A 23,963-nucleotide genomic window follows, 5' to 3' on the forward strand; every position below is an offset into this window, starting at 1 on the left:
GTACTATACGGGAAATGTGGATCTCATTGCGAATGTGACCATAAAGAACATACAAAAGCTTAATAATAAGAAAAAGCGCCTACATGTGTAGGCGCTTTTTTAATAAATTGTAGTTGTATGGCCAACTGTTGCAACGATTGCATCATCTCTAATTGGAATAAAGCTTATGGATGTCTGTGGTGTACTAGAAGAAGCGTATTGGCTCATTATACGGCTATCGATACGGGTAATAGTATCGGTCAAGAAAGCTGAAATAAAAGCGTAAGGGACTCGTCGTTCATTTAATGAATAAATAATTTCTTCTTTTGTTTTTACACCTACGCCATGTCCGTAAAAAAAGAAATTTCCTAAATAGATTGTGTTTTCTCCTTGCCACTCAATCGTAGCTGGATTCACTTGTGGGTTTTTAAAGTAAACGAGGTCACCTGGAACAAGATCGCCACCGGTTTTTGTTATGAGCCTTAGATCTTGATCGTAGTCCCATGTATAAAGTAAAAGGTTTGCAAATAGACGATTGAAAGTTTCTTCCTCATACAATGATAATAAAGCTTTATAAAAAATAATGATCATAGCGGTTGCACATTCAGTTCCATATAGTTTTCCGTTTTTGAAAATATCTTGTATGGCAATAGAAGGTGGTATGTTTGGAAGAAGCTCGAATCCTCCAAGGGATGTTCTTTTCCAATACTGGGGGTTGCAAAAGGATTGTTGAAATGTGCGAAACTGAAATCCACTTTGAAAAAGTTCTAGTGCAGAGATAATAATATTAACTCGTAAATTGAGATCAAAGCTGAGTTCATCAGCTGTTCGGAAGGAATAAACTTCTTGATTTCCTGCCATTATTGATAAAATTTGTTGTTTCTCTGCTGCAAATGGCTCATATTCATTTGTAATATAAGGATGTACAATAGAACGGCCTATTACAATCATAATAGTATCCCCACCTATACGTTACATTCTTTAGTATCGTATGAAGAATAGGAAAAAAGGTGAAAAAAAAGCCTATCAACTGATAGGCTTGTACTCTTTAATAACACGTAATGTTTGTAATGTCATATCTTCAGGACCTTGTACAGGTAAACCTGCTTCTAAGTTTTTACGAATATACTCTAAGTTTTCTTGTGTAATAATTTCCCCCGGAGTAAAGATTGGAATCCCTGGCGGATAAACCATAACAAAATCAGCTATAATACGACCCGCTGCATTTTCAAATGGAATGACTTCTGTTTCCGAATAAAAAGCATCTCGAGGAGAAAGTGCTAGCACTGGAATTTCTGGAATCTCTACTTGTACTTGAACACCTTTATCTGCCCTATTTCTAAATGTTGCTGCTAAATCTTGTAATGCTGCAATAAGTGTATTTGTATCACTTTCTGTATCTCCCAAAGTGATAAGACATAGTATGTTGTATAAATCTGAGAGTTCTACTTCAATGTTATATTTCTCTCTAAGCCATACTTCAGCTTGGTGGCCGGTAATACCTAAATCTTTTACAGATACAATTATCTTTGTAGGATCATAGTTAAAGGTAGCATCTGTACCTAACATTTCTTTTCCAGGACAGTAAAGATGCTCAATAGAATTTATAGCATCACGAACATGTTCAGCTAATTGTATTGTTTGTTCTATGAGTGCTGTTCCTTCTGTGGCAAGACGTTTTCTGGCAACATCAAGTGATGCTAACAAGATGTAAGAAGTTGATGTAGTCGTAAGCATGCTAATAATAGATTGGACATGCTTTACATTCACCAAGCCTTCTTTCACATTAAGAATAGAACTTTGAGTTAAAGAGCCTCCTAATTTGTGGACACTTGTTGCTGCCATGTCTGCACCAGCTTGCATCGCCGACATCGGCAATTTATCGTGAAAATGAATATGAACACCATGAGCCTCGTCGACTAGTACAGGGATGTCATAAGAATGTGCTAATTGTACAATCTGTTCTAAGTCTGCAGCAAACCCAAAGTACGTTGGATTAATAACAAGTAAGCCCTTTGCATCTGAGTGCTCTTCAAGTGCTTTTTTGACAGATTGAATTGTGATTCCATGAGAAATACCGAGCTTCGGATCGATTTCAGGATGCATGAAAATCGGTTTTGCACCTGAGAAAATAATAGCTGACATTACTGATTTATGCACGTTTCGTGGTACTAGGATTTTGTCACCAGGACCGCAAACGCTCATCACCATTGTCATAATAGCGCCACTTGTACCTTGAATAGAAAAGAAAGTATGATCTGCACCGAATGCAGCGGCTGCTAAATCCTGTGCTTCTTTAATCATACCTTTTGGATGATGTAAATCATCGAGTGGCGCAATATTAATTAAGTCAATTGCTAATGCATTATGCCCAATAAATTCGCGAAATGTAGGATCCATGCCCTGTCCTTTTTTATGACCAGGAATATGGAATTGAATTGGATTTCGCTTACTGTGCTCAACTAAAGCGGTAAACAATGGTGTTTCGTATTGGGACAATCTATACACCCCTTCTTCTTCATAATATTTAGTATAATTTGTTTTATATAATCCTGCTCTAAAAAAGGTAAGTCTTTTTTTAGAATGAGGCTTGTTTTTCTGCCATTCAAAAAATCGTTTTTGAGATGGTAGCTTCACTTTATTTTCTATAAAACAAAAGCATTATATCACCAATAATTATAGATGTATAGAAAAAAATGTTTTTAAGGTGAGTATGTTTAATAGTTAGCCTCAACTAATGAATAGAGGAAGACAATTCCATTAAAATGAATAAATAGTGTATAATGCAGAGTGGCTATAATGAATAATAAAATATTCTCTTTAAGATAGCATAATGAAACAAGAAGAAATGATAAATGAGGTGCGAAATGGAATATCAATATCCGTTAGATTATGATTGGTCAAATGAGGAAATGGTTACAATTGTGAAGTTTTATGAAGCGATTGAGAAAGCTTATGAAAAAGGAATTATAAGAGAAGAATTAATGGGTTTATATCGTCGTTTTAAAGAGATTGTTCCATCGAAAGCAGAAGAAAAGAAAATTGATAAAGAGTTTCAAGAAGTAAGTGGATACTCTATATATCGTGCTATTCAAAGGGCAAAGGAAGTTGAAGAACAAAAGGTTGTAAAAATATAAAAATATTTTGAAAAATAAAAACTGAAGTGATATAATGTGATAACAACTAAAAACGGACAATATAAATTGTCCGTTTTCTACTATCGATTACAAAGTGCATATAAAGGAAGGAGTGGTTGCATCGTAGATTCAATCTTAGCAAGGAATTGTTCGTTGGTCATTGCTGAAAACTCCTCTGGTGATATATGAATACCAACTAATAATTCTGCTTTTTTTACAGTAGCTAGTCGTTCAATCATCTTTTGTAAGTCTTCGGTTTCAAGTGTTTTATGTAATTTCACACTTGGTTTAGTATGGTCAATGGACCAAACGAAGTCATTTGGAATATTTGTTTTTAAATCATTTAAATGTTCTAAGAAGGCATGAGCCGTCTCAACTTTTTGTGGACACTCATAGATTAAACCAAAGTATATGAAGGCATGAGTACCCCATAAGCCGATTTGGAAATGCGGTAGCATTTTATATCCTCGTTTATTTGTTGAAAAAGCAACCCAAGTATCGTTTGGTGGATTGACTTTCCGTCGTGCGTGTTTTGCAACATGATAAAAAAAGTTCTCATCAGTGTGTTTGGATAAGTATTCTGCAAATTGTTCCCCTAAAGCTTCTAGCTTAGGATGAATGTTCGTTTTAATTGCACTCATTCGTTCTTCGAGACCATCAACTGTAAAGACATCAAAATCAGTTGACTTGAATGTTTGTATTGTCATGATTGTTCCTCCAACTCCTATTTTGCTTTTATTTTAGCATAGCTTGTACTATTCATAAAAAAAACAGCACAAAAAAATTAAAATAAAAAATATAATTTTGTTGCATAGATGATTTATCCAACATAGTATAGTATAAAACAAAAAATCAGAAAATTGAATTAATTCTAGTCCGAGGGCAGACGAATATTGGGAGGAGGCAAATAATATGAGACAGGTGATTAATGCGTTAAAGAGAACAGATGCCGAAAAGAGAATACCGGTGCTACGTTTGGAGCTAGATTATGAATTAGCAACTTTATATGATGCGATGATGGAAGATGATAAACAGAAAAAAGAAGAGTGTGTACAAAAGTTAGAAGTGTTAAGACTTGAAATGATTCGTTTAGAAGCGTAATAATAGTATATGTATAAAAAATTAGTTGGTGCGAACCTTATAAAGGGTTCGTTTTTTCTGTGAACAGTATAGATCGGAGTGTTTAAACATGCAAGAAGTATGGAAAGACATCGATGCACACGCCAAACGGTGGATTCGGGATGCAGGAGAGCATTTGATGGCATCAATGAAAAAAGCACTTATTATAGAAACAAAATCAAATGCAGCTGACTTAGTTACAAATATGGACCGAGAGATAGAACGGTTTTTAATTGGGAAAATTAAAGAAACATTCCCGAATCATAATATTTTAGGAGAAGAGGGTTATGGAGACGAGATAACGTCTTCTGGCGGGGTTGTTTGGTTAATTGATCCAATTGACGGTACGATGAACTTTGTTCATCAAAAAAGAAATTTTGCGATTTCAATTGGTATTTATGAGAACGGTATCGGAAAGATTGGACTTATTTATGATCCAGTGCACGATGAACTATATCATGCAGTCAAGGGATCCGGAGCTTTTTGTAATGATATATCAATTCCTCCATTGGAAAAAGGAACTGTAGAGCAAGGTATTGTAGCTTTAAATGCGATATGGCTTACAGATAATCCATTGCTTAATATGGAAAGTATGATGGCACTTGTTAAGAAAGCAAGGGGCACGAGATCATATGGCTGTGCAGCACTAGAGATGATATACGTTGCAACAGGAAGAATAGATGCATATGTAACGCCGAGATTATCACCATGGGATTTTGGCGGAGGACAGATAATTGTAGAAGAAGTTGGAGGTAAGGTGACGACATTCTCTGGAGCGCCACTTTCTATCATAGAGAAGAGCAGTGTGTTAGTTGCAAAACCAGGAGTGTATGAAGAAGTGTTATCGTTTATATTAGAGCAACAAAAAAAGTAAGAGGCTGTGTATAAGCTTCTTACTTTTTAGCGTTATTGTGATTTGCGCATTTTTCTTTTTGTTACAAAACCGTACCCAACTGCAACAAATGTGCCGATAATGCAAATAATAATACCGATTGGACTATTTTCAGCAATCATAATGCCGATACCGATTAAGAAAATAACACCGATAATTGCGGTTAATAAAAAGCGATATTGAATGTGTTCCATTTCTTCACCCTCCAATCTCATTTTACTTTCACAAAAGTAAGAATACAACTATATTTTCATTCTTGCTTTTATTTTAATTGCTATTGTATCCCCTTCGCTCTTATAATAGAGAAGGATTAAAAAGACATTAGGAGTTGGACATGTTGAAAAAACGACAAGATTTACGTAATATAGCAATTATTGCCCACGTTGACCATGGTAAAACAACACTTGTTGACCAGTTATTACGTCAAGCGGGGACTTTCCGTGCGAACGAACACGTTGAAGAACGCGCAATGGATTCAAATGATCTAGAAAGAGAACGCGGTATTACAATTTTAGCGAAAAATACAGCGATTCACTATGAAGATAAAAGAATTAACATTTTAGATACACCAGGTCACGCTGACTTCGGTGGAGAAGTAGAACGTATCATGAAAATGGTTGATGGTGTTTTACTTGTTGTTGATGCATATGAAGGTTGTATGCCACAAACACGATTTGTTTTAAAGAAAGCTCTTGAGCAAAACTTAACTCCAATCGTAGTTGTAAACAAAATTGACCGTGACTTCGCTCGTCCTGATGAAGTAGTTGATGAAGTAATCGACTTATTCATTGAGCTTGGTGCAAACGAAGATCAATTAGAGTTCCCAGTTGTATTTGCATCAGCAATGAACGGAACAGCAAGCTTAGATTCAAACCCAGCAAATCAAGAAGAGAATATGAAATCATTATTTGATACAATTATCGAACATATTCCAGCACCGATTGATAACAGTGAAGAGCCACTTCAATTCCAAGTAGCACTTCTTGATTACAACGACTATGTTGGACGTATTGGAGTTGGACGCGTATTCCGCGGTACAATGAAGGTTGGACAACAAGTTGCTTTAATGAAAGTTGACGGAAGTGTAAAACAATTCCGCGTAACGAAATTATTCGGTTACATTGGATTAAAACGTCAAGAAATCGAAGAAGCAAAAGCTGGGGACTTAGTAGCCGTTTCTGGTATGGAAGACATTAACGTTGGTGAAACGGTATGTCCGGTTGAGCATGAAGATGCGTTACCATTACTACGTATTGATGAGCCAACACTACAAATGACGTTCCTTGTAAATAACAGCCCATTTGCAGGTCGTGAAGGTAAATACATTACATCTCGTAAAATTGAAGAGCGTCTTCGTTCACAATTAGAAACAGATGTAAGTTTACGTGTAGATAATACAGAGTCTCCTGATGCGTGGATCGTATCTGGACGTGGGGAACTACATTTATCTATCTTAATCGAAAACATGCGTCGTGAAGGTTATGAATTACAAGTATCTAAGCCAGAGGTAATCATTAAAGAAGTTGATGGCGTAAGATGTGAACCTGTAGAGCGCGTACAAATCGATGTACCTGAAGAATACACTGGTTCTATTATGGAATCTATGGGTGCACGTAAAGGTGAAATGTTAGATATGGTGAATAACGGAAACGGTCAAGTGCGCCTTACTTTCATGGTTCCAGCACGTGGTTTAATTGGTTACACAACAGAATTCTTAACATTAACTCGTGGTTACGGTATTTTAAACCATACATTCGATTGCTACCAACCAGTACACGCTGGACAAGTTGGTGGACGTCGCCAAGGTGTTCTAGTTTCACTTGAAACAGGAAAAGCATCACAATACGGTATTATGCAAGTTGAAGACCGTGGTGTAATCTTCGTTGAACCAGGTACAGAAGTATATGCTGGTATGATTGTTGGAGAACACACTCGTGAGAACGACTTAACAGTTAACGTTGTGAAAATGAAACAACAAACTAACATTCGTTCTGCGACGAAAGATCAAACTTCAACAATGAAGAAACCACGCCTAATGACTTTAGAAGAATCATTAGAGTACTTAAACGATGATGAGTTCTGTGAAGTAACTCCAGAATCAATTCGTCTGCGTAAAAAGATTCTTGATAAGAGTGAGCGCGAAAGAGCTGCTAAGAAAAAGAAATCGGTTGAAGCGTAAAAACAAAAAAACAACGACCTTTATAAAAGGTCGTTGTTTTTTATTTTGTTTATTTTTTAGAATATTTACTCTTTTTTGTGGACAGTATTTTTTTTGCGAGTTACTCTTGTATTAAGTGTATAAAGAAAATTGTATTTTACTGCTAGGGGGGAAGAGTGTGTTAGAAAGGATGTCTTTTTTTGCAAAATTGTGTAAGGTAGATGAAAATCCAGAGTTAGGAATGTGGTTACTTTATGGGACGATTATTATATTAAGTGCTCTCGTCTATAATTTAGGGTTTGCTAGAAAGTTGTCTGTACTTAAAAATATTGTGATATACATATCATTAGCAATTGGATGTACAGTATTAACCTTTTTTGCTGTATTTTTACCCGTTGGAGAAGGACTTGTTGTAGCAGCAATTGTACTTGGGATTTATAGATTACGTTTGCGTCAAGCGAAACAACAAAAAGCAGGATGAGGAAGGGGGAGTTTTTATGCGTTCAGTACAAGATGCACTATATAATTGGTTAACAATTAAAACAGTTGCTGAAGCACGTCCAGATGATAGTGCTGCAAAAGAAACGTATTTGTTATTTCAAAATATGATATATGAAGAACATAAATTAAAAAATGTGGAAGTCGAAAAGAACGAGGAGATGTATTTAATTACATACGAAATAAATGGAGAACGGAAATCTGCAAGGTTTCCGTTAGAAGCCATTGATTGTTTTTTGGATCAGATGAATCGTGAACCAGAAAAATATAAATAAGTCCTTATCTATATGAGTAAGGACTTATTTACATTTTACCAATCATCTTCGATTTTTTTATCACGATATAATCGGAAATTACCACTTGCATGACGTTCCATTGTACGCTCTGCAATTCGTTCCGAACATTCCATGCACATATATGTATGAATAGGGCGATTACGCAGTTTTTTTGCCATAGGATTTTCATCATCTAACATATCTTTTTTATCACAAATCATACATTTGACTCTCATTTCGTCACCTCAATACGAATTCTATCAGTATAAGTATATCATGGAAGTATAATGTTTTTGAATAATAGTGGGAAAAAATAATATTTTCGCAATTCAAAAAATAAGTTATGATAAGGATATACCAAGTATGTTTGGAGGTGAAAATATGGCGAATGTAGTAGAGCCTACCTTAACAGAGGGTTTAGTACAAACGTTGCGTAAAGAGTGTATTGTTATGATAGCAACGACAGATTTCGAAAAACAAGTTCCTAACGTAAGTGCTATTTCTTGGGTGTATGCAGTGAGTAAAACTAGTATTCGATTTGCAGTAGATCAACGTTCACGTATTGTGGAAAATATACGGCATAATACAGGTGTGGTATTGACTATAATGGCGAATGAATCCGTATTTTCCATAAGTGGTGCAGGTGAAATTTTGACAGATAGAATGGAAGGTATTTCTTTAAAATTAACTGTAATAGAAGTAAATGTGCAAGAAGTGCGTGATGTTATGTTTTATGGAGCGAAACTTGCAATTGAACCAACATATGAAAAAACATATGATCTTCGGGCAGCGAAAAAGCTGGATAACGAAGTGCTAGTAGGGATAAGAGAATTATAAAGATGCTAAATAAGAAATTCGTTTATTCACTTTTGTAATCGGTTATTGTGATTTAACGTTAATAATTATAATAAAAGGTAATATATTGAATAGAAATGAATAAAGAATAAATAAAAGGTTTAATGACTATGATTTTCGATTCTACCTCGTTTACACGGTACATATAATTATAACAATGGTTCGTCCATATTTTATGGATGAAACCCTTGTTCTACAAATTTAAAAGTGGAGTCAGGGGGTAACAGGTTGGATAAAATTTATGTGTTAGATACGAATGTACTTTTGCAGGATCCTTTATCTATTTTTTCATTTGAAACCAATGAAGTAGTGATTCCAGCAGTTGTATTAGAAGAGGTTGATTCGAAAAAACGTTATATGGATGAAGTAGGACGAAACGCTCGTTATGTATCTAAGTTAATAGATAAATTTCGTGAAATAGGAAAGTTGCATGAAAGTATCCCGCTAGAAAACGGCGGAACATTTCGTATTGAATTGAACCATCGTTCATTTGTGCAACTACAAGATATTTTTGTAGAAAAAACAAATGATAATCGAATTTTAGCTGTAGCAAAAAATCTATCTTTAGAAGAACAGGAAAAAGAGGACGGGAAGTCTGTTATTTTAGTAAGTAAAGATGTACTCGTAAGGGTAAAAGCTGATGCAATTGGTTTGAAGGCTGAAGATTATTTAAGTGATCGCGTAATTGAAGTAGAAAATATATATTCTGGCTTTTTAGAAGGATATATATCAAAAGAACAATTGGATTATTTTTATGAGAAAGGTGAATTGCCTCTATCTGAAATTGCGAATCATCCTTTTTATCCAAATCAATTTGTAGTAATGAAAGATGCATTGGGGGGCTCTAGTTCTGCGCTTGGCATCGTGGATCACTTAGGTAAGAAGGTAAAGAAACTTATTTTTCACAATGAACAAGTGTGGGGGATACGACCACGAAACGTGCAGCAAATCATGGGATTAGAATTGTTGCTTCGTGAAGATATTCCGCTTGTAACGTTAACAGGGAAAGCCGGCACAGGAAAAACGTTACTTGCATTAGCTTCGGGACTTATGCAAACAGAAGACTTAGGGTTATATAAAAAATTACTCGTTGCAAGACCAATTGTCCCAGTCGGAAAAGATATCGGTTATTTACCAGGAGAAAAAGAAGAAAAGTTAAGACCATGGATGCAGCCAATTTTTGATAACCTAGAGTATTTATTTAATACGAAAAAGCCAGGAGAGTTAGATGCTATTTTAGCTGGAATGGGTTCAATTGAAGTAGAAGCCCTTACTTATATACGCGGGAGAAGTATTCCAGATCAGTTCATTATCATTGACGAAGCACAAAATTTAACAAAGCATGAAGTGAAAACGATACTAACTAGGGTAGGGGAAAAGAGTAAGATTGTATTGATGGGAGATCCTCAGCAAATTGATCACCCATACTTAGATGAATATAATAATGGCTTAACGTATGTTGTAGAGAAGTTTAAAGAACAGCGCATTAGTGGTCATGTGAAGTTTGTTAAAGGGGAGCGATCTAATTTAGCTCAACTAGCAGCAGATTTATTGTAAAAAGGAGTGAGCTTAAGCTCACTCCTTTTCTTTAAATAATTGTAAATTTACGGATGTTCCGGATTGGATTTTGTCGATTAGATCCATCATTGAAATAGAGATGAACAGGTCCGTCTTCTTTTAATGGTTTTCCTTCTTTTGAAAAGCCTAGTATAGCATTTTTGACAGTTTCTAATGGAAGTGTCATTGTATGATCTACCGTTTCAATTTCAACTTGCGTAGTGCCCTCTAAAATTTCAGCGTTAGCAAGGAATGGATGAAATGGTATACCAAATGTTCCAGTAATCAGCTGTTCTTTTTTATATTTCTTCACACTTTGTTGTATTGGAGGAAAAGCGGCACCATCACGGATTTCGCGATCCCAATGTTCTGAAGTGTTTTTTAAATAAGTTTCTAGTTCAGACGTGTTTTCTCTAGTTTCATCAAAGTAAGTTGTCAAATCTACTTTTCGATCATCAAAGATCCAAACAGTTGGATCAATAGTGATTGGAAAACGTACTTTTCCGTTAATAAATAAAATTTCGCTCATTGTTCTTCCCCCATTTGTGTTATACTCCCACTTTTCAGTATAATAGTATTAGACACTGTTGTCACAAAAAATGTTTCTATTGCAATTTATGAAAACTATCGCTAATATTAATAGATAGGATAGAGGAGAGTAGGACGGAAACGGAGGGAATCAATTTGGCGTCTGAGACAGTAGCAAATCATCAGGAAAAGGCACTAGCCCTTCTACAAGCGGATGCAGAGAAGATTTTAAGACTTATTAAGGTGCAAATGGACCATCTTACAATGCCGCAATGTCCATTATATGAAGAAGTGTTAGACACACAAATGTTTGGACTATCCCGCGAGGTCGATTTTGCAGTTCGCCTTGGTCTTATTGCAGAAGAACAAGGGAAAGCAATGTTAGGTGAGCTCGAACGTGAGTTATCTGCACTTCATGAAGCGTTTACAAACAAACAACAATAACGGGTTCAAATAAGGGGGCTCAAACTAAATTAGTTTGAGCTTTTTATTTGTATAATAAAGCAGGAAGAATCAATGTACATATGGAATACAACAATAATTAAATTGAAACAGAAAGAGGAAATGAAATGAAAAAAGTATGGAAATCAATGGATTATTCATTGGTACTTCCTCTTGTTATCTTATGTGTGCTGGGAGTTATAATGGTATATAGTTCTAGTTCCATTGTTGCGATTTCGAGATTTGATAAACCAGCAAATTTCTTTTTTAAAAGACAATTAATTACTTTAGTTGTTGGGACAATAGTATTAATAATTATTGCTACTATCCCATATAAAGTTTGGAGAAAACGAATTTTTTTGTTGGGGAGTTACGGTGCTAGTGTTGCCTTATTAGCTGCAGCTGCTTTTTTCACTAAGAAAGTAAACGGTGCAAACGGGTGGATATTTGGAATACAGCCTGCAGAATTTGTTAAGATAACAGTTATTCTCGTCTTAGCTCATTTCTTTGCCAAAAGACAAGAAACGAATACACCTGTTTCCAAAGGGTCAGGTCCAGTACTTATTGGTGTTGGTATAATCATGTTTTTAATATTAAAGCAAAATGATTTAGGTACTGATTTGTTAATTGCAGGAACAGTAGGAATTATGTTTCTTTGTTCGGGAGTACAGGTTAACTTATGGATTAAACGAATTGCTTTAACTTCTATAGTATGGATTCCAGCACTATATCTGCTTGGTAATTATGCATTAAATCCATATCAAAAGGCACGTTTTTCTGTTTTCCTTGATCCGTTTAATGATCCTCAAAAGGATGGATTTCAATTAGTGAATTCATTTATTGGAATCGCTTCTGGAGGGCTTAATGGTAGAGGATTAGGGAATAGTGTACAAAAATATGGTTATTTACCAGAACCGCAAACGGATTTTATAATGGCAATTATATCTGAAGAACTTGGTTTTATAGGTGTAGCTATCATTTTAATCTGTTTATTACTAATTATTATTCGGTCATTTAGAGTTGCACAAAAGTGTACAGATCCATTTGGAAGTTTAATAGCTATCGGAATTGCAAGCTTGTTTGGAGTTCAAACGTTTATTAATGTTGGTGGTATGTCTGGGGTAATACCACTTACCGGAGTACCATTACCGTTTGTCAGTTACGGTGGTAGTTCTTTATTAGCTAATCTACTTGCGATGGGGATACTACTCAATATTGCTAGTCACGTGAAACGACAAGAGAAACAACAGAATGGATTAATGAAAGAAAAAGAACAAAATGGACCACATCTTGTAGTTGTAAAATAAAAAACACATTGTGCTTTAGAGCATAATGTGTTTTTTATTTTTAAGTAGTTTTAAATGTGATGTATTAATATATATTTCAGTTAAAAGATATATCACATTAAGTTGAATGTGATATACAATTAAGTTGTTAGAAAAGGAAGAGGTATGCTATACTATTTTTGTGAAACAAATTGCGCAGAAAACTTATCATTTGTTAAAAAATAAGGTATGATGGATAAAAATAAAGTGAAGCTTTCTAAGTATAATATAATGTGGAAAGTGAAGAACTTCACGCTTTTTAAGGTGTGTATATATTTTATCTCTAGAGTGGTAGGAAAGTAGAGGGGGAAAATCATGACAAAGCTGCAACGTATTCAAAAAGTATTGGTAGCTAACCGTGGAGAGATTGCAATTCGTGTGTTTCGAGCTTGTTCGGAACTAGGATTAAAAACAGTTGCAATCTATTCTAAAGAGGATAGTGGTTCTTATCATCGCTATAAAGCCGATGAGTCCTATTTAGTTGGGGAAGGAAAAAAACCAATTGATGCTTATCTAGATATTGAAGGCATTATTGAGATTGCAAAAAGTAATCATGTAGATGCAATCCACCCTGGATATGGTTTCTTGTCAGAAAATATTCAATTCGCGAAACGTTGCGAAGAAGAAGGAATTATCTTTATCGGTCCGAAAAGTAAGCATTTAGATATGTTTGGAGATAAAGTGAAAGCAAGAACACAAGCGCAGCTAGCACAAATTCCAGTTATACCTGGTAGTGATGGTCCAGTAGATTCATTAGAAGAAGTCGAAAAATTTGCTGAAAAGTATGATTACCCGATTATTATTAAAGCGTCCCTTGGTGGTGGCGGTCGTGGTATGCGTATTGTGCGTACTAGTGAGGAATTAGGAGAATCATATAATCGAGCGAAATCAGAAGCGAAAGCAGCCTTTGGTAATGATGAAGTTTACGTCGAAAAATTCGTTGAAAAACCTAAACATATAGAAGTACAAATTTTAGCAGATGAAGAAGGCAATGTTGTTCATTTATACGAGCGTGACTGTTCTGTACAACGTCGTCATCAAAAAGTTGTAGAAATAGCACCGAGTGTATCACTTTCAGATGATTTGCGTCAGCGTATTTGTGATGCTGCTGTGAAGTTAACGAAAAATGTAAACTATTTAAATGCAGGAACAGTAGAATTCCTTGTAAAAGATGATGAGTTTTACTTCATTGAAGTAAATCCACGTGTTCAAGTAGAACATACGATTACAGAAATGATTACAGGAGTAGATATCGTTCAATCACAAATTTTAATAGCTGATGGACATTCATTACATAGCAAAATGGTAGGTGTGCCGAAGCAAGAGGAAGTAGTTGTGCATGGATTTGCAATTCAATCTCGTGTAACAACTGAAGATCCGCTAAATAATTTTATGCCGGATACAGGAAAAATTATGGCGTATCGATCAGGCGGTGGTTTTGGTGTGCGTCTTGATACAGGAAATAGCTTCCAAGGTGCAGTTATTACACCGTACTACGATTCTTTACTTGTAAAAGTTACAACTTGGGCACTTACTTTTGAGCAAGCAGCTGCAAAAATGGAACGTAACTTAAAAGAATTCCGTATTCGTGGTATTAAAACAAATATTCCATTCCTAGAGAATGTAGTAAAACATAAAAACTTTTTATCAGGAGAATATGATACTTCGTTTATTGATGTGTCACCTGAACTATTCTTGTTCCCGAAACGTAAAGACCGCGGAACGAAAATGTTAAATTATATTGGTTCAGTAACAGTAAATGGCTTCCCAGGAGTAGGGAAAAAAGAGAAACCAATTTTTCCAGATGCTCGTATACCGAATGTATTACACTCAGAGCCAATCCAAAATGGCACGAAACAAATTTTGGATGAGCGTGGAGCGGACGGATTAGTAAAGTGGGTACAGGATCAAAAACGTGTACTTTTGACGGATACAACATTCCGTGATGCACATCAGTCATTACTTGCAACTCGTATTCGTACAAAAGATTTACATCAAATTGCAGAGCCAACAGCGAGAATGTTACCGAACCTATTCTCAGCGGAAATGTGGGGCGGTGCAACGTTTGATGTTGCGTATCGTTTCTTAAAAGAAGATCCATGGGAACGATTACTAGATCTTCGTGAAAAAATGCCGAACGTGTTATTCCAAATGTTACTTCGTTCTTCAAACGCAGTTGGATACAAAAACTATCCAGATAATTTAATCCAAAAATTTGTAGAATGTTCTGCTCAAGCTGGCATTGATGTATTCCGTATTTTTGATAGTTTAAACTGGGTAGAAGGCATGAGAGTTGCAATTGATGCTGTACGAGATACTGGTAAAATTGCAGAAGCAACAATGTGCTACACAGGAGATATTCATGATCCATTACGTAGTAAATATGATTTGAATTATTATAAAAACTTAGCAAAAGAGTTGGAAGCATCGGGAGCTCACATTTTAGGTATTAAAGATATGGCTGGCTTACTAAAACCAAACGCAGCATATGATTTAGTTTCAGCATTAAAAGAGACGGTATCAATTCCGATTCACCTGCATACGCACGATACGAGTGGAAATGGTATATTAACGTATACGAAGGCAATTGAAGCAGGTGTTGATATTGTCGATGTAGCGGTGAGTTCTATGGCTGGTCAAACGTCACAACCGAGTGCGAACACATTATTCTATGCACTAGGTGGAAATGAAAGACAACCAGATGTTAATATCGATTCTTTAGAAAAGCTATCTCATTATTGGGAAGATGTACGCAAATACTATGCACCGTTTGAAAGTGGTATGAATGCACCTCACACAGAGGTATATATGCATGAAATGCCAGGTGGACAGTATAGTAATCTTCAACAACAAGCGAAGGCGGTTGGTTTAGGAGATCGCTTTGATGAAGTGAAAGTAATGTACCGTCGTGTGAATGACATGTTTGGAGATATTGTAAAAGTAACACCGTCATCAAAAGTTGTTGGCGATATGGCATTATTTATGGTTCAAAACCACCTGACAGAACAAGATGTTTTAGAGCGTGGACATGCGTTGGACTTCCCGGGATCTGTTGTTGAAATGTTCTCTGGTGATTTAGGTCAACCGTACGGTGGTTTCCCGAAAGAATTGCAAAAGATTATTTTAAAAGGGAAAGAGCCGTTAACAGTAAGACCAGGTGAACTACTAGAGCCAGTAGATTTCGACGCGTTAAAAGAAGAATTATTCCATAAACTTGGACGCGAAGTAACAATTTTTGATGTAGTTGCATATGCATTATATCCAAAAGTATTTATGGACTATGAAAAAGTTGCTGAGCTTTATGGAAATGTATCTGTACTTGATACACCGACGTTCTTCTATGGTATGAGACTAGGTGAAGAAATTGATGTGGAGATTGAACAAGGTAAGACATTGATGGTTAAACTTGTATCAATTGGAGAACCACAGCCGGATGGAAATCGTGTCCTTTACTTGGAATTTAATGGTCAACCACGTGAAATTGTCGTGAAAGACGAGAATGTGAAAGCAACAGTTGCACAACGTGTGAAAGGAAACCGTGAAAATCCAAATCACATTAGTGCAACAATGCCAGGAACGGTAATTAAAGTAGTTGTAAAAGAAGGCGATGAAGTGAAAAAAGGCGATTCTATGGCAATTACAGAGGCAATGAAAATGGAAACGACAGTTCAAGCGCCGTTTAATGGTAAAGTGAAAAAAGTATATGTTAACGATGGTGATGCAATTCAAACGGGTGATTTACTTATTGAATTAGATCACTAAAATAAAGAAAAGAGCTGTGTAAATACAGCTCTTTTCTTTATTGCAAAAAATCCCTTGCCTAATTGGCAAGGGATTTTAGTTTTAAATTATTTTGTTTGTTTAGAAGTTGATCCGGCTTCTTTTGCATTCACTTTACTTCTTGTTCCTAACATAACTAAATAGCATAGTACGGCAAACAAGCAAGAAATGAATAGAGAATGTAACAATGCCATCGCTAAACTAGCGTTTGTAAATACAACTAAAACTCCTACTACAGCTTGAAGTGTAACAAGGATAAATGAAATGATCCATCCCCAATATACTACAGGTTGCTGCTTGTAATGGCGAATAGCGAGAATCATCGCGTATAGTATCCAAGCGAAAATTAACATCGCTGCAACTCTATGGCCCATTTGAACCCATTCATGTAGTTGAGTTGGCATAGGTCTGTTTTTGCTACATAAAGGAAAATCTGGACAAGCTAAGCTAGCTCGTTCGTGACGTACTAAAGCACCTGTGTAGACGACGATATAACTGTAAATTGTTACACCATAAATATGAAATTTCATTTTTTTGTCCATAATAAGTGAACGTGCATCAAATTTTTGGTCAATTTCAAAGATAAGACACGTTAATAAAATGACAGAAGCAAATGAAATTAAGGAAATACCGAAATGGATAGCAAGTACAGCTGGCATTTGTCCCCAAACAACTGCTGCTGCTCCCATTAATGCTTGTGCAACTAAAAATACGAAGGATAAAATTGCTAACGTTTTTGTTTCACGCACATGTTTATAATATTTCCAGGACAAAATACAAAGGAGAGTGACAAGAATTCCAGCTGATCCTGATGTTAATCGGTGGCTAAGTTCAATAATAGTTTCCATTGATAAATTAGATGGAACAAATTCACCGTTACAAAGTGGCCATGATTTACCACAACCTTGACCAGAACCTGTTTTTGTAACTAAAGCGCCTCCTAATAAAACTATTAATAAATCAAGGCTTGTAATGACTGCTAACCATTTAATAAAGCGTTGCAATCTCTTTCACCATCTTTCTGCTATGAAGTTATTGCGAAATATTTTCATTCCATTATGTATAGAATAAAACGCGCTAGTTCCTATGATATATAAAAAATAATAAAATAGCAAAGAAATGGAGGGGGAAGACAAGGGAGAGAAAATAGGTGTGAAAACAGGGTTCGTAAGGAAAAATTTAGGTGAAAAATAGGCTATTTTGAAAAGAAATGGGGAGAATACGTGTTAAATAGGAGAAAATAGTTTATTATAGAATGTAACATCATGTTATGATAAGGACAAGTCAGAATGAAGTTTTTTATATTCGACACAAAAAGTTCATGTTTTCTTCACAAAATGTTCGGGAAATATGATTTAATATATTGGAGTATGGGCGTAGATTAGTAGTAGAATGGGTTAACAATGTTTCTACTGTAATAATATTGCTATATAGAAGCGAATTATTTCATTTGAAATAGGCGCAAAAAGAAAGATGAAAGTTTTAAGAGGGGGTTAGAGTGATGAACCATGCAACAAGTGAGCTGCATGATGAGTCCGCTGTTACAAGTGTACCGGAAACAACTCGGTTACAAGATTTATCAGCACTCGTTAAAATGGGGATTGTAAACTCAAATACACTTACTGTATTTACAGGATTTTGGTTGGCGTTACACTTTAATGGATTAAGTGTGATGGACAATCTGGATAAGCTATTTTTTACAATCGTTGGTTCTGGATTAATTATGGCGGGGGTATGTTGTTTAAATAACTACATCGATAGAGACATCGATCCGTTAATGGAGAGAACAAAGACTCGTCCAACGGTTACTGGAAAGTATAAACCAGGATTTGCACTTACATTTGGACTAGTTATATTACTTCTTGGATTTGTATTCTTATTATTAACGACACCAATGGCAGTTTTAATGGGATTTATTGGTGCTTTCACATATGTTGTCCTATATACTTTATGGACAAAGAGAAAGTATACACTAAATACTGTTGTAGGTAGTATATCTGGAGCAGTTCCACCTTTAATTGGATGGGCAGCAATCGATCCATCTTTAGGTCATCCAATTGCTTGGATGTTATTTTTAATTATGTTTATTTGGCAAATCCCACATTTCCTTGCATTAGCGATGAAACGTGTTGATGAATATCGAAATGCAGGAATTCCAATGCTTCCTGTAGTTCATGGATTTGAAATTACGAAACGCCAAATTATGATTTGGACAGTATGTTTATTACCACTACCATTTTATATGAGTGGACTAGGGATAACATTTATGGTAATTGCAACACTGCTTAACATCGGATGGATCGCTTTAGGATTTTATGGCTTCCGTAAGAAAGATGACATAAAATGGTCCGTGCAAATGTTTGTTTATTCCCTAAATTATTTAACAATCTTATTTGTATCAATGATTGTAGTTACATTCTTCTAAGACAACGACATAATTGGATTTCTTTACGTTGAGATTTACTTTACTTAACTATAAAGTACAATCTAATTCACAAGGAAAGTGGGGGTTGTTTGTATGAAGAAACAGTGGCGACTGCTTTCGTTCGTTTCACTGCTGGCTTTACTGTTAGGGGGATGCGGTAAAGCCTTTCAATCTACTTTAATTCCGCAAGGAGAAGTAGCAAAAATGCAATATGATTTACTTCTACTGGCGAGTGCAATCATGGTAGGAGTAGTACTAGTAGTTACTATTATTTTCTTGTATGTAATTGTGCGTTTCCGACAAAAGAAAGGTCAGGAAGATTATATTCCAGAGCAAGTTGAAGGAAATCACAAGCTAGAAATTATATGGACAGTTATTCCGATTATTCTTTTACTAATCTTAGCTGTTCCAACGGTTACATATACATTCAAACTTGCTGATGTAAGTGCGATGGAGAAAAAGAATATTGATAAAGATACTATCGTTGTTGATGTAACAGCGAATCTTTATTGGTGGGAATTTTCTTACAAATCAGAAAAGATAGTAACTTCGCAAGATTTAGTCATCCCCACAGGTAAGAAAGTGTATTTAAATTTGAAGGGTGCCGATATTAAACACTCATTTTGGGTTCCATCTTTAGCTGGGAAAATGGATACAAATACAGACAATGTGAACAAAATGTGGTTAAAGGCAGATAAATCGGGCACTTATAATGGTTTTTGTACAGAATTTTGCGGCCCATCACATTCTTTAATGCAATTTAAAGTGAAAGCTTTAGATGAAAGCGAGTACAAAAATTGGCTTGCTGATATGAAGAAGATTGATGGGAAGAAAGAAGTAGCTTCAACAAAGGCGCAAGAGGGCCAAGAAATATTTAATAAAAGCTGTATTGGTTGTCACGCAGTTGGATCTAATGATAGTAGACCACCTTCCGCTCGTATCGCACCAAACTTAGCAAACTTTGCGGATCGCGATATGGTTGCCGGTATTGCCGAAAACAATGAAGAAAACTTAAAAAAATGGCTGAAAGATCCTGAAAATATGAAGCCAGGAAACAAAATGACTGGCAAATATGGCAACTTAACGGATGATCAAATTGATGCATTAAATGCATACTTACAAACGTTAAAAGTTGAAAAGTAAAGAGGGATTATTCGTGAAGGGGAGGTTGAAAACGTGAGTTCTGTAGCAAAAAAACAGGGGATGGGTGCTGTCATATGGGATTATTTAACGACAGTAGACCATAAAAAGATTGCCATTCTCTATTTAATTGCAGGTGGATTGTTTTTTGTAATAGGCGGAATAGAAGCTCTATTTATTCGCCTTCAATTAGCGATTCCTAACAACGCTTTTCTTGTTGGGGATGCTTATAATCAAGTATTGACGATGCACGGTACAACAATGATTTTCCTCGCAGCTATGCCACTCGTGTTTGCATTTATGAACGCCGCTGTACCACTTCAAATTGGTGCACGTGATGTAGCGTTCCCGTTTTTGAATTCACTCGGATTTTGGTTGTTTTTCTTTGGTGGAGTATTTTTAAATTTAAGTTGGTTTTTAGGTGGAGCACCTGATGCAGGATGGACATCTTATGCATCTTTAGCTTTAGCCTCTAAGGGTCATGGTGTTGATTTCTATGTACTCGGTTTGCAAATCTCAGGTATTGGTACATTAATTGGAGGTATTAACTTCCTTGTAACCATTATTAATATGCGTGCGCCAGGAATGACGTATATGCGTATGCCGATGTTTACATGGACGACATTTGTAACATCTTCGCTTATATTATTCGCTTTTCCACCGTTAACTGTAGGATTAGGGCTTTTAATGTTAGATCGTTTATTTGGAACAAGTTTCTTTAATCCAGCATTGGGCGGGAATACAATTATATGGGAGCATTTATTCTGGATTTTCGGTCATCCAGAAGTATACATTCTTATACTCCCAGCTTTCGGAATATTCTCAGAAATCTTCGCGACATTTTCGAAAAAACGATTGTTTGGTTATTCATCGATGGTGTTTGCGACTGTATTAATTGGATTTTTAGGATTTATGGTATGGGCCCATCATATGTTTACTGTTGGACTTGGTCCAGTTGCTAATGCTATTTTCTCAGTTGCAACAATGGCGATTGCGGTTCCGACTGGTATCAAAATATTCAACTGGCTCTTTACAATGTGGGGCGGAAGTATTCGTTTTACGACACCAATGATGTGGGCAGTAGCTTTCATTCCATCATTCGTAATGGGTGGAGTTACAGGGGTTATGCTAGCATCTGCACCAGCTGATTATCAATTTCATGATAACTATTTCGTAGTAGCACATTTTCATTATGTAATCGTTGGCGGTGTTGTATTTGGTTTACTTGCAGGAGCTCATTATTATTGGCCACTGATGTTTAATAAAGTATTAAATGAAACATTAGGAAAGATAACGTTTTGGCTATTCTTTATTGGTTTCCATTTAACGTTCTTTATTCAGCATTTCCTTGGCTTGATTGGTATGCCACGCCGTTACTACACATATCTTGAAGGGCAAGGGTTGGAAATGGGGAATATGATTAGTTCTATTGGAGCGGTGTTTATGGCTCTTGGGACTATTGTTCTTCTATTCAATGTAATTAAAACGACAGTATCAAAAGAAAAAGCTGGTCGTGATCCGTGGGATGCACGTACATTAGAATGGACAATGCCAGCACCGACACCAGAATATAACTTTAAACAATTACCATTTGTTCGCGGATTAGATCCGTTTTGGATTGAAAAACGTGAAGGTAATAAAGAGATGACAGCAGCGGAACCAGTTGGTGATATTCATATGCCAAATCCTTCGTTTTCACCATTTGTCATTTCTTTTGGATTGTTTATAGCGGCATTTGGTGCAATGTATATGCAGGGTGGAAAAGATAAGTTCTGGTTATTGGTAGCAATTATTGGTTTAATCATTACATTTGGCGCAATGTTCCTACGTTCAGTAATCGATGATCATGGATATCATATTCATAAAGAAGATTTAGATGATAAGGGGGGCAAGGCATAATGCATGTAGATGAAAAATTAACGAATGAAACATTTCCAGCAGAGCCTGAAAAAGCAACCCTTGAAGGGAAAAATAAGTTTGTCGGTTTTTGGTTATTTCTTGGAGGCGAAACAGTATTGTTCGCTTCCTTATTTGGCACATATTTAGCGTTAAAGAATTCTACAAATGGTGGACCAACATCTCAAGAGATGTTCCAAATGCCACTCGTTTTCATTATGACGATGCTTTTATTAACGAGTAGCTTAACGAGTGTATATGCGATGTATCACATGAAAAACTTTAACTTTAAGAAAATGCAACTTTGGTTACTAGTAACTGTATTGCTAGGTTTAGGGTTTTTAGGGTTTGAGATATATGAGTTTTATCATTATACACATGAATTTAAGCATACTATGAGAAGTAGTGCGTTTGGCTCTGCGTTTTATGCTCTTGTTGGTACACATGGACTCCACGTATTGTTTGGGTTATGTTGGATTTTAACATTAATCTTTAGAAATGCGAAGAGAGGTCTAAATTTATACAATGCACCAAAGTTTTATGTTGCATCGATTTATTGGCACTTTATTGACGTAGTTTGGGTGTTTATTTTCACTGTAGTATATTTAATGGGAATGGTGGGATAAACAATGGCGATAAAGCAAACGAATAATCCTAAAGTTGATCTTGTTTATCGGAAGAGAAAAAGTGCGGAGGAAATGAAGCATCAAGTTATTACGTTTGCATTAATGATTTTTTTAACATTAGTTGCATTTGTAGCAGTGGCGTATCCAAAAACTTTTAGTCCGACTTTCTCTGTTCCATTTATTTTACTATTAGCAGTGGTACAAGTAATTTTTCAATTGTATTATTTTATGCATATGAGTCATAAAGGACATGAAGCAGCAAGTTTCTTTCTATACTCTGGTCTGCTAATAGGGTTAATTACAATTTTAGCATTTATGACAATCGTCTGGATTTGAAAAGTGAAAAATAAGGGAGCTTGTGTTGTCACAGCTCCCTCTTCATATTATGGATAACCTTACGAAGGTAGGTGTGAAAATGAGTAACTTGTGGATATTTGGATTTCAGGCTTTATGGAGTCCAATCTTTTTAATATTTATGCTGTCGATTCTTATTGGGTACTTCTTAATTATTGGTCCATATAGAATGCGATTTGAAAATGCGACGAAGGTAAGTAAGAAGCAAATTTTTTATTTTACGACTGGTATTGTTCTTTTGTATTTTGTAAAGGGAGGGCCTATTGATTTAATTGGCCATATTATATTTAGTGCTCATATGTTTGAAATGGCAGTCATGTATATTGCAGTTCCACCGTTACTGTTGCTTGGTATACCGATTTGGTTATATCGTTACATTACTTCTTTTAAGTTCGTTCAAATTATATTAAAGGTATTTGCTAAACCACTTATTGCGTTGTTTGTATTTAACGGCCTGTTTTCTTTTTATCATTTACCAGTTGTTTTTGATACAGTAAAACAAAGTCAAATAGCTCATCCTATTTGTTTAGCTATATTGTTTTTTACAGCAATTATGATGTGGTGGCCGATGTTAAATCCATTACCAGAATATCAAACGTTAAGTGATATAAAGAAACTTGGTTATATGTTTGCTAACGGTATATTATTAACGCCTGCTTGTGCGTTAATCATTTTTGCGACAGCCCCGTTATTTGCAACGTATACGGATCCGGCTGCTTGGATGAAAGCGATGGAACTATGTGTACCAGCGGGCACTTTATCAGATTTAAATATAACGGGACCAGAATTTTTGCACTGGATGCCAGTTGTACAAGACCAGCAAACTGGTGGTATCATAATGAAAATTGTCCAGGAAATAGTGTACGGTACAATTATAGGCTATGTATTCTTTAGGTGGGCACGTAGAGAACGTGAAAAGGATAAGGAGCAGTTGCAACAATTGCCGCCGTATTTACAGACTAAGTGAAAAAGTGTATG

The 23,963-nt window shown here is 35.8% G+C and carries 24 protein-coding genes and 1 pseudogene; 18 read left to right on the top strand and 7 right to left on the bottom strand.

Translation table 11 applies throughout. The features are described from left to right. A pseudogene (locus MR160_RS00005) lies at nt 1–63 on the top strand (GapA-binding peptide SR1P); the annotation flags it as partial. Between the two features lie 36 nt (nt 64–99). Here the strand turns inward: MR160_RS00005 and MR160_RS00010 are convergent. Continuing rightward, nucleotides 100–930, bottom strand: coding sequence for a protein-glutamine gamma-glutamyltransferase (locus tag MR160_RS00010; RefSeq protein ID WP_000635339.1), 831 nt, complete (start codon nt 928–930; stop codon nt 100–102). Nucleotides 931–1,005: 75 nt separating this feature from the next. Beyond that, nucleotides 1,006–2,478, bottom strand: coding sequence for an arginine decarboxylase (gene speA / locus MR160_RS00015; protein WP_000084903.1), 1,473 nt, complete (start codon nt 2,476–2,478; stop codon nt 1,006–1,008). Between the two features lie 368 nt (nt 2,479–2,846). Between speA and MR160_RS00020 the strand changes: the two genes are divergently transcribed. Further along, nucleotides 2,847–3,116 (top strand): UPF0223 family protein, encoded by a 270-nt coding sequence (locus MR160_RS00020; protein ID WP_000456553.1) that lies wholly within the window; start codon nt 2,847–2,849, stop codon nt 3,114–3,116. 80 nt (nt 3,117–3,196) lie between these two features. Here MR160_RS00020 and MR160_RS00025 read toward each other — a convergent pair whose 3' ends face one another. Then, nucleotides 3,197–3,823, bottom strand: coding sequence for a YktB family protein (locus tag MR160_RS00025; RefSeq protein ID WP_000155316.1), 627 nt, complete (start codon nt 3,821–3,823; stop codon nt 3,197–3,199). A 205-nt stretch (nt 3,824–4,028) separates the two neighbouring features. On the opposite strand from MR160_RS00025, the gene MR160_RS00030 reads away from it, so the two are divergent. Together MR160_RS00030 and MR160_RS00035 are read left to right on the top strand one after the other, a co-directional pair. Further along, nucleotides 4,029–4,217 (top strand): hypothetical protein, encoded by a 189-nt coding sequence (locus MR160_RS00030; RefSeq protein WP_001250164.1) that lies wholly within the window; start codon nt 4,029–4,031, stop codon nt 4,215–4,217. 88 nt (nt 4,218–4,305) lie between these two features. Then, the gene (locus tag MR160_RS00035) at nt 4,306–5,109 is read left to right on the top strand and encodes an inositol monophosphatase family protein (RefSeq protein ID WP_001158709.1); all 804 of its coding nucleotides are present in this window, start codon (nt 4,306–4,308) and stop codon (nt 5,107–5,109) included. Between the two features lie 32 nt (nt 5,110–5,141). Here MR160_RS00035 and MR160_RS00040 read toward each other — a convergent pair whose 3' ends face one another. After that, complete coding sequence (locus MR160_RS00040) at nt 5,142–5,321, bottom strand: DUF5325 family protein (RefSeq protein ID WP_000400123.1); 180 nt, start codon at nt 5,319–5,321, stop codon at nt 5,142–5,144. 140 nt (nt 5,322–5,461) lie between these two features. Here MR160_RS00040 and typA point away from each other — a divergent pair, with 140 nt between their 5' ends. The 3 genes from typA (at nt 5,462) to MR160_RS00055 (ending at nt 8,058) form a co-directional block, all read left to right on the top strand. Continuing rightward, on the top strand, nt 5,462–7,306 hold the full coding sequence (gene typA / locus MR160_RS00045; RefSeq protein ID WP_000914761.1) for a translational GTPase TypA: 1,845 nt from the start codon (nt 5,462–5,464) through the stop codon (nt 7,304–7,306). 157 nt (nt 7,307–7,463) lie between these two features. Next, nucleotides 7,464–7,766 (top strand): YlaH-like family protein, encoded by a 303-nt coding sequence (locus MR160_RS00050; RefSeq protein WP_000893662.1) that lies wholly within the window; start codon nt 7,464–7,466, stop codon nt 7,764–7,766. A 16-nt stretch (nt 7,767–7,782) separates the two neighbouring features. Beyond that, entirely contained in the window at nt 7,783–8,058 is a 276-nt protein-coding gene (locus MR160_RS00055) for a hypothetical protein (RefSeq protein WP_001258138.1), read from the top strand. 35 nt (nt 8,059–8,093) lie between these two features. Here the strand turns inward: MR160_RS00055 and MR160_RS00060 are convergent, their stop codons facing one another. Next, nucleotides 8,094–8,294 carry a YlaI family protein gene (locus MR160_RS00060; protein WP_002082250.1) on the bottom strand — a complete coding sequence of 67 codons (201 nt, stop codon included), beginning with the start codon at nt 8,292–8,294 and terminating at the stop codon, nt 8,094–8,096. 145 nt (nt 8,295–8,439) lie between these two features. Between MR160_RS00060 and MR160_RS00065 the strand changes: the two genes are divergently transcribed. Continuing rightward, on the top strand, nt 8,440–8,895 hold the full coding sequence (locus tag MR160_RS00065; protein WP_000024600.1) for a pyridoxamine 5'-phosphate oxidase family protein: 456 nt from the start codon (nt 8,440–8,442) through the stop codon (nt 8,893–8,895). A 246-nt stretch (nt 8,896–9,141) separates the two neighbouring features. Next, nucleotides 9,142–10,470, top strand: a complete 1,329-nt coding sequence (locus MR160_RS00070; RefSeq protein WP_000358083.1) for a PhoH family protein — start codon at nt 9,142–9,144, stop codon at nt 10,468–10,470. Between the two features lie 31 nt (nt 10,471–10,501). Here MR160_RS00070 and MR160_RS00075 read toward each other — a convergent pair whose 3' ends face one another. Continuing rightward, the gene (locus MR160_RS00075) at nt 10,502–10,999 is read right to left on the bottom strand and encodes a hypothetical protein (protein ID WP_016077289.1); all 498 of its coding nucleotides are present in this window, start codon (nt 10,997–10,999) and stop codon (nt 10,502–10,504) included. A 155-nt stretch (nt 11,000–11,154) separates the two neighbouring features. Between MR160_RS00075 and MR160_RS00080 the strand changes: the two genes are divergently transcribed. The 3 genes from MR160_RS00080 (at nt 11,155) to pyc (ending at nt 16,526) form a co-directional block, all read left to right on the top strand. Then, a complete protein-coding gene (locus MR160_RS00080) occupies nt 11,155–11,442 on the top strand; it encodes an Fpa/YlaN family protein (protein WP_000135694.1) in 288 nt (95 codons plus the stop codon). A 125-nt stretch (nt 11,443–11,567) separates the two neighbouring features. Further along, nucleotides 11,568–12,746 carry an FtsW/RodA/SpoVE family cell cycle protein gene (locus MR160_RS00085; protein WP_000758416.1) on the top strand — a complete coding sequence of 393 codons (1,179 nt, stop codon included), beginning with the start codon at nt 11,568–11,570 and terminating at the stop codon, nt 12,744–12,746. Nucleotides 12,747–13,079: 333 nt separating this feature from the next. Next, nucleotides 13,080–16,526, top strand: a complete 3,447-nt coding sequence (gene pyc / locus MR160_RS00090) for a pyruvate carboxylase (protein ID WP_000164058.1) — start codon at nt 13,080–13,082, stop codon at nt 16,524–16,526. Between the two features lie 86 nt (nt 16,527–16,612). Here pyc and ctaA read toward each other — a convergent pair whose 3' ends face one another. Continuing rightward, nucleotides 16,613–17,548 carry a heme A synthase gene (gene ctaA / locus MR160_RS00095; RefSeq protein WP_001188745.1) on the bottom strand — a complete coding sequence of 312 codons (936 nt, stop codon included), beginning with the start codon at nt 17,546–17,548 and terminating at the stop codon, nt 16,613–16,615. A gap of 497 nt (nt 17,549–18,045) precedes the next feature. Here ctaA and ctaB point away from each other — a divergent pair, with 497 nt between their 5' ends. The 6 genes from ctaB (at nt 18,046) to ctaG (ending at nt 23,952) form a co-directional block, all read left to right on the top strand. Continuing rightward, complete coding sequence (gene ctaB / locus MR160_RS00100) at nt 18,046–18,969, top strand: protoheme IX farnesyltransferase (RefSeq protein WP_001015060.1); 924 nt, start codon at nt 18,046–18,048, stop codon at nt 18,967–18,969. 93 nt (nt 18,970–19,062) lie between these two features. Further along, the gene (gene coxB / locus MR160_RS00105) at nt 19,063–20,112 is read left to right on the top strand and encodes a cytochrome c oxidase subunit II (protein WP_000745273.1); all 1,050 of its coding nucleotides are present in this window, start codon (nt 19,063–19,065) and stop codon (nt 20,110–20,112) included. A 60-nt stretch (nt 20,113–20,172) separates the two neighbouring features. Next, nucleotides 20,173–22,008, top strand: a complete 1,836-nt coding sequence (gene ctaD, locus MR160_RS00110) for a cytochrome c oxidase subunit I (protein ID WP_153577875.1) — start codon at nt 20,173–20,175, stop codon at nt 22,006–22,008. Next, entirely contained in the window at nt 22,008–22,631 is a 624-nt protein-coding gene (ctaE, locus tag MR160_RS00115; protein ID WP_000557861.1) for a cytochrome c oxidase subunit III, read from the top strand. The genes ctaD and ctaE overlap by 1 nt, the downstream gene beginning before the upstream one ends. Before the next feature lie 3 nt (nt 22,632–22,634). Then, nucleotides 22,635–22,967 (top strand): cytochrome c oxidase subunit IVB, encoded by a 333-nt coding sequence (gene ctaF / locus MR160_RS00120; protein ID WP_000985703.1) that lies wholly within the window; start codon nt 22,635–22,637, stop codon nt 22,965–22,967. Nucleotides 22,968–23,046: 79 nt separating this feature from the next. Further along, the gene (ctaG, locus tag MR160_RS00125) at nt 23,047–23,952 is read left to right on the top strand and encodes a cytochrome c oxidase assembly factor CtaG (RefSeq protein WP_041488175.1); all 906 of its coding nucleotides are present in this window, start codon (nt 23,047–23,049) and stop codon (nt 23,950–23,952) included. Nucleotides 23,953–23,963 lie beyond the last annotated feature (11 nt).

The sequence above is a fragment of the Bacillus cereus group sp. BfR-BA-01382 genome, assembly GCF_022663475.1.
In the GTDB taxonomy this organism is placed as follows: domain Bacteria; phylum Bacillota; class Bacilli; order Bacillales; family Bacillaceae_G; genus Bacillus_A; species Bacillus_A thuringiensis_S.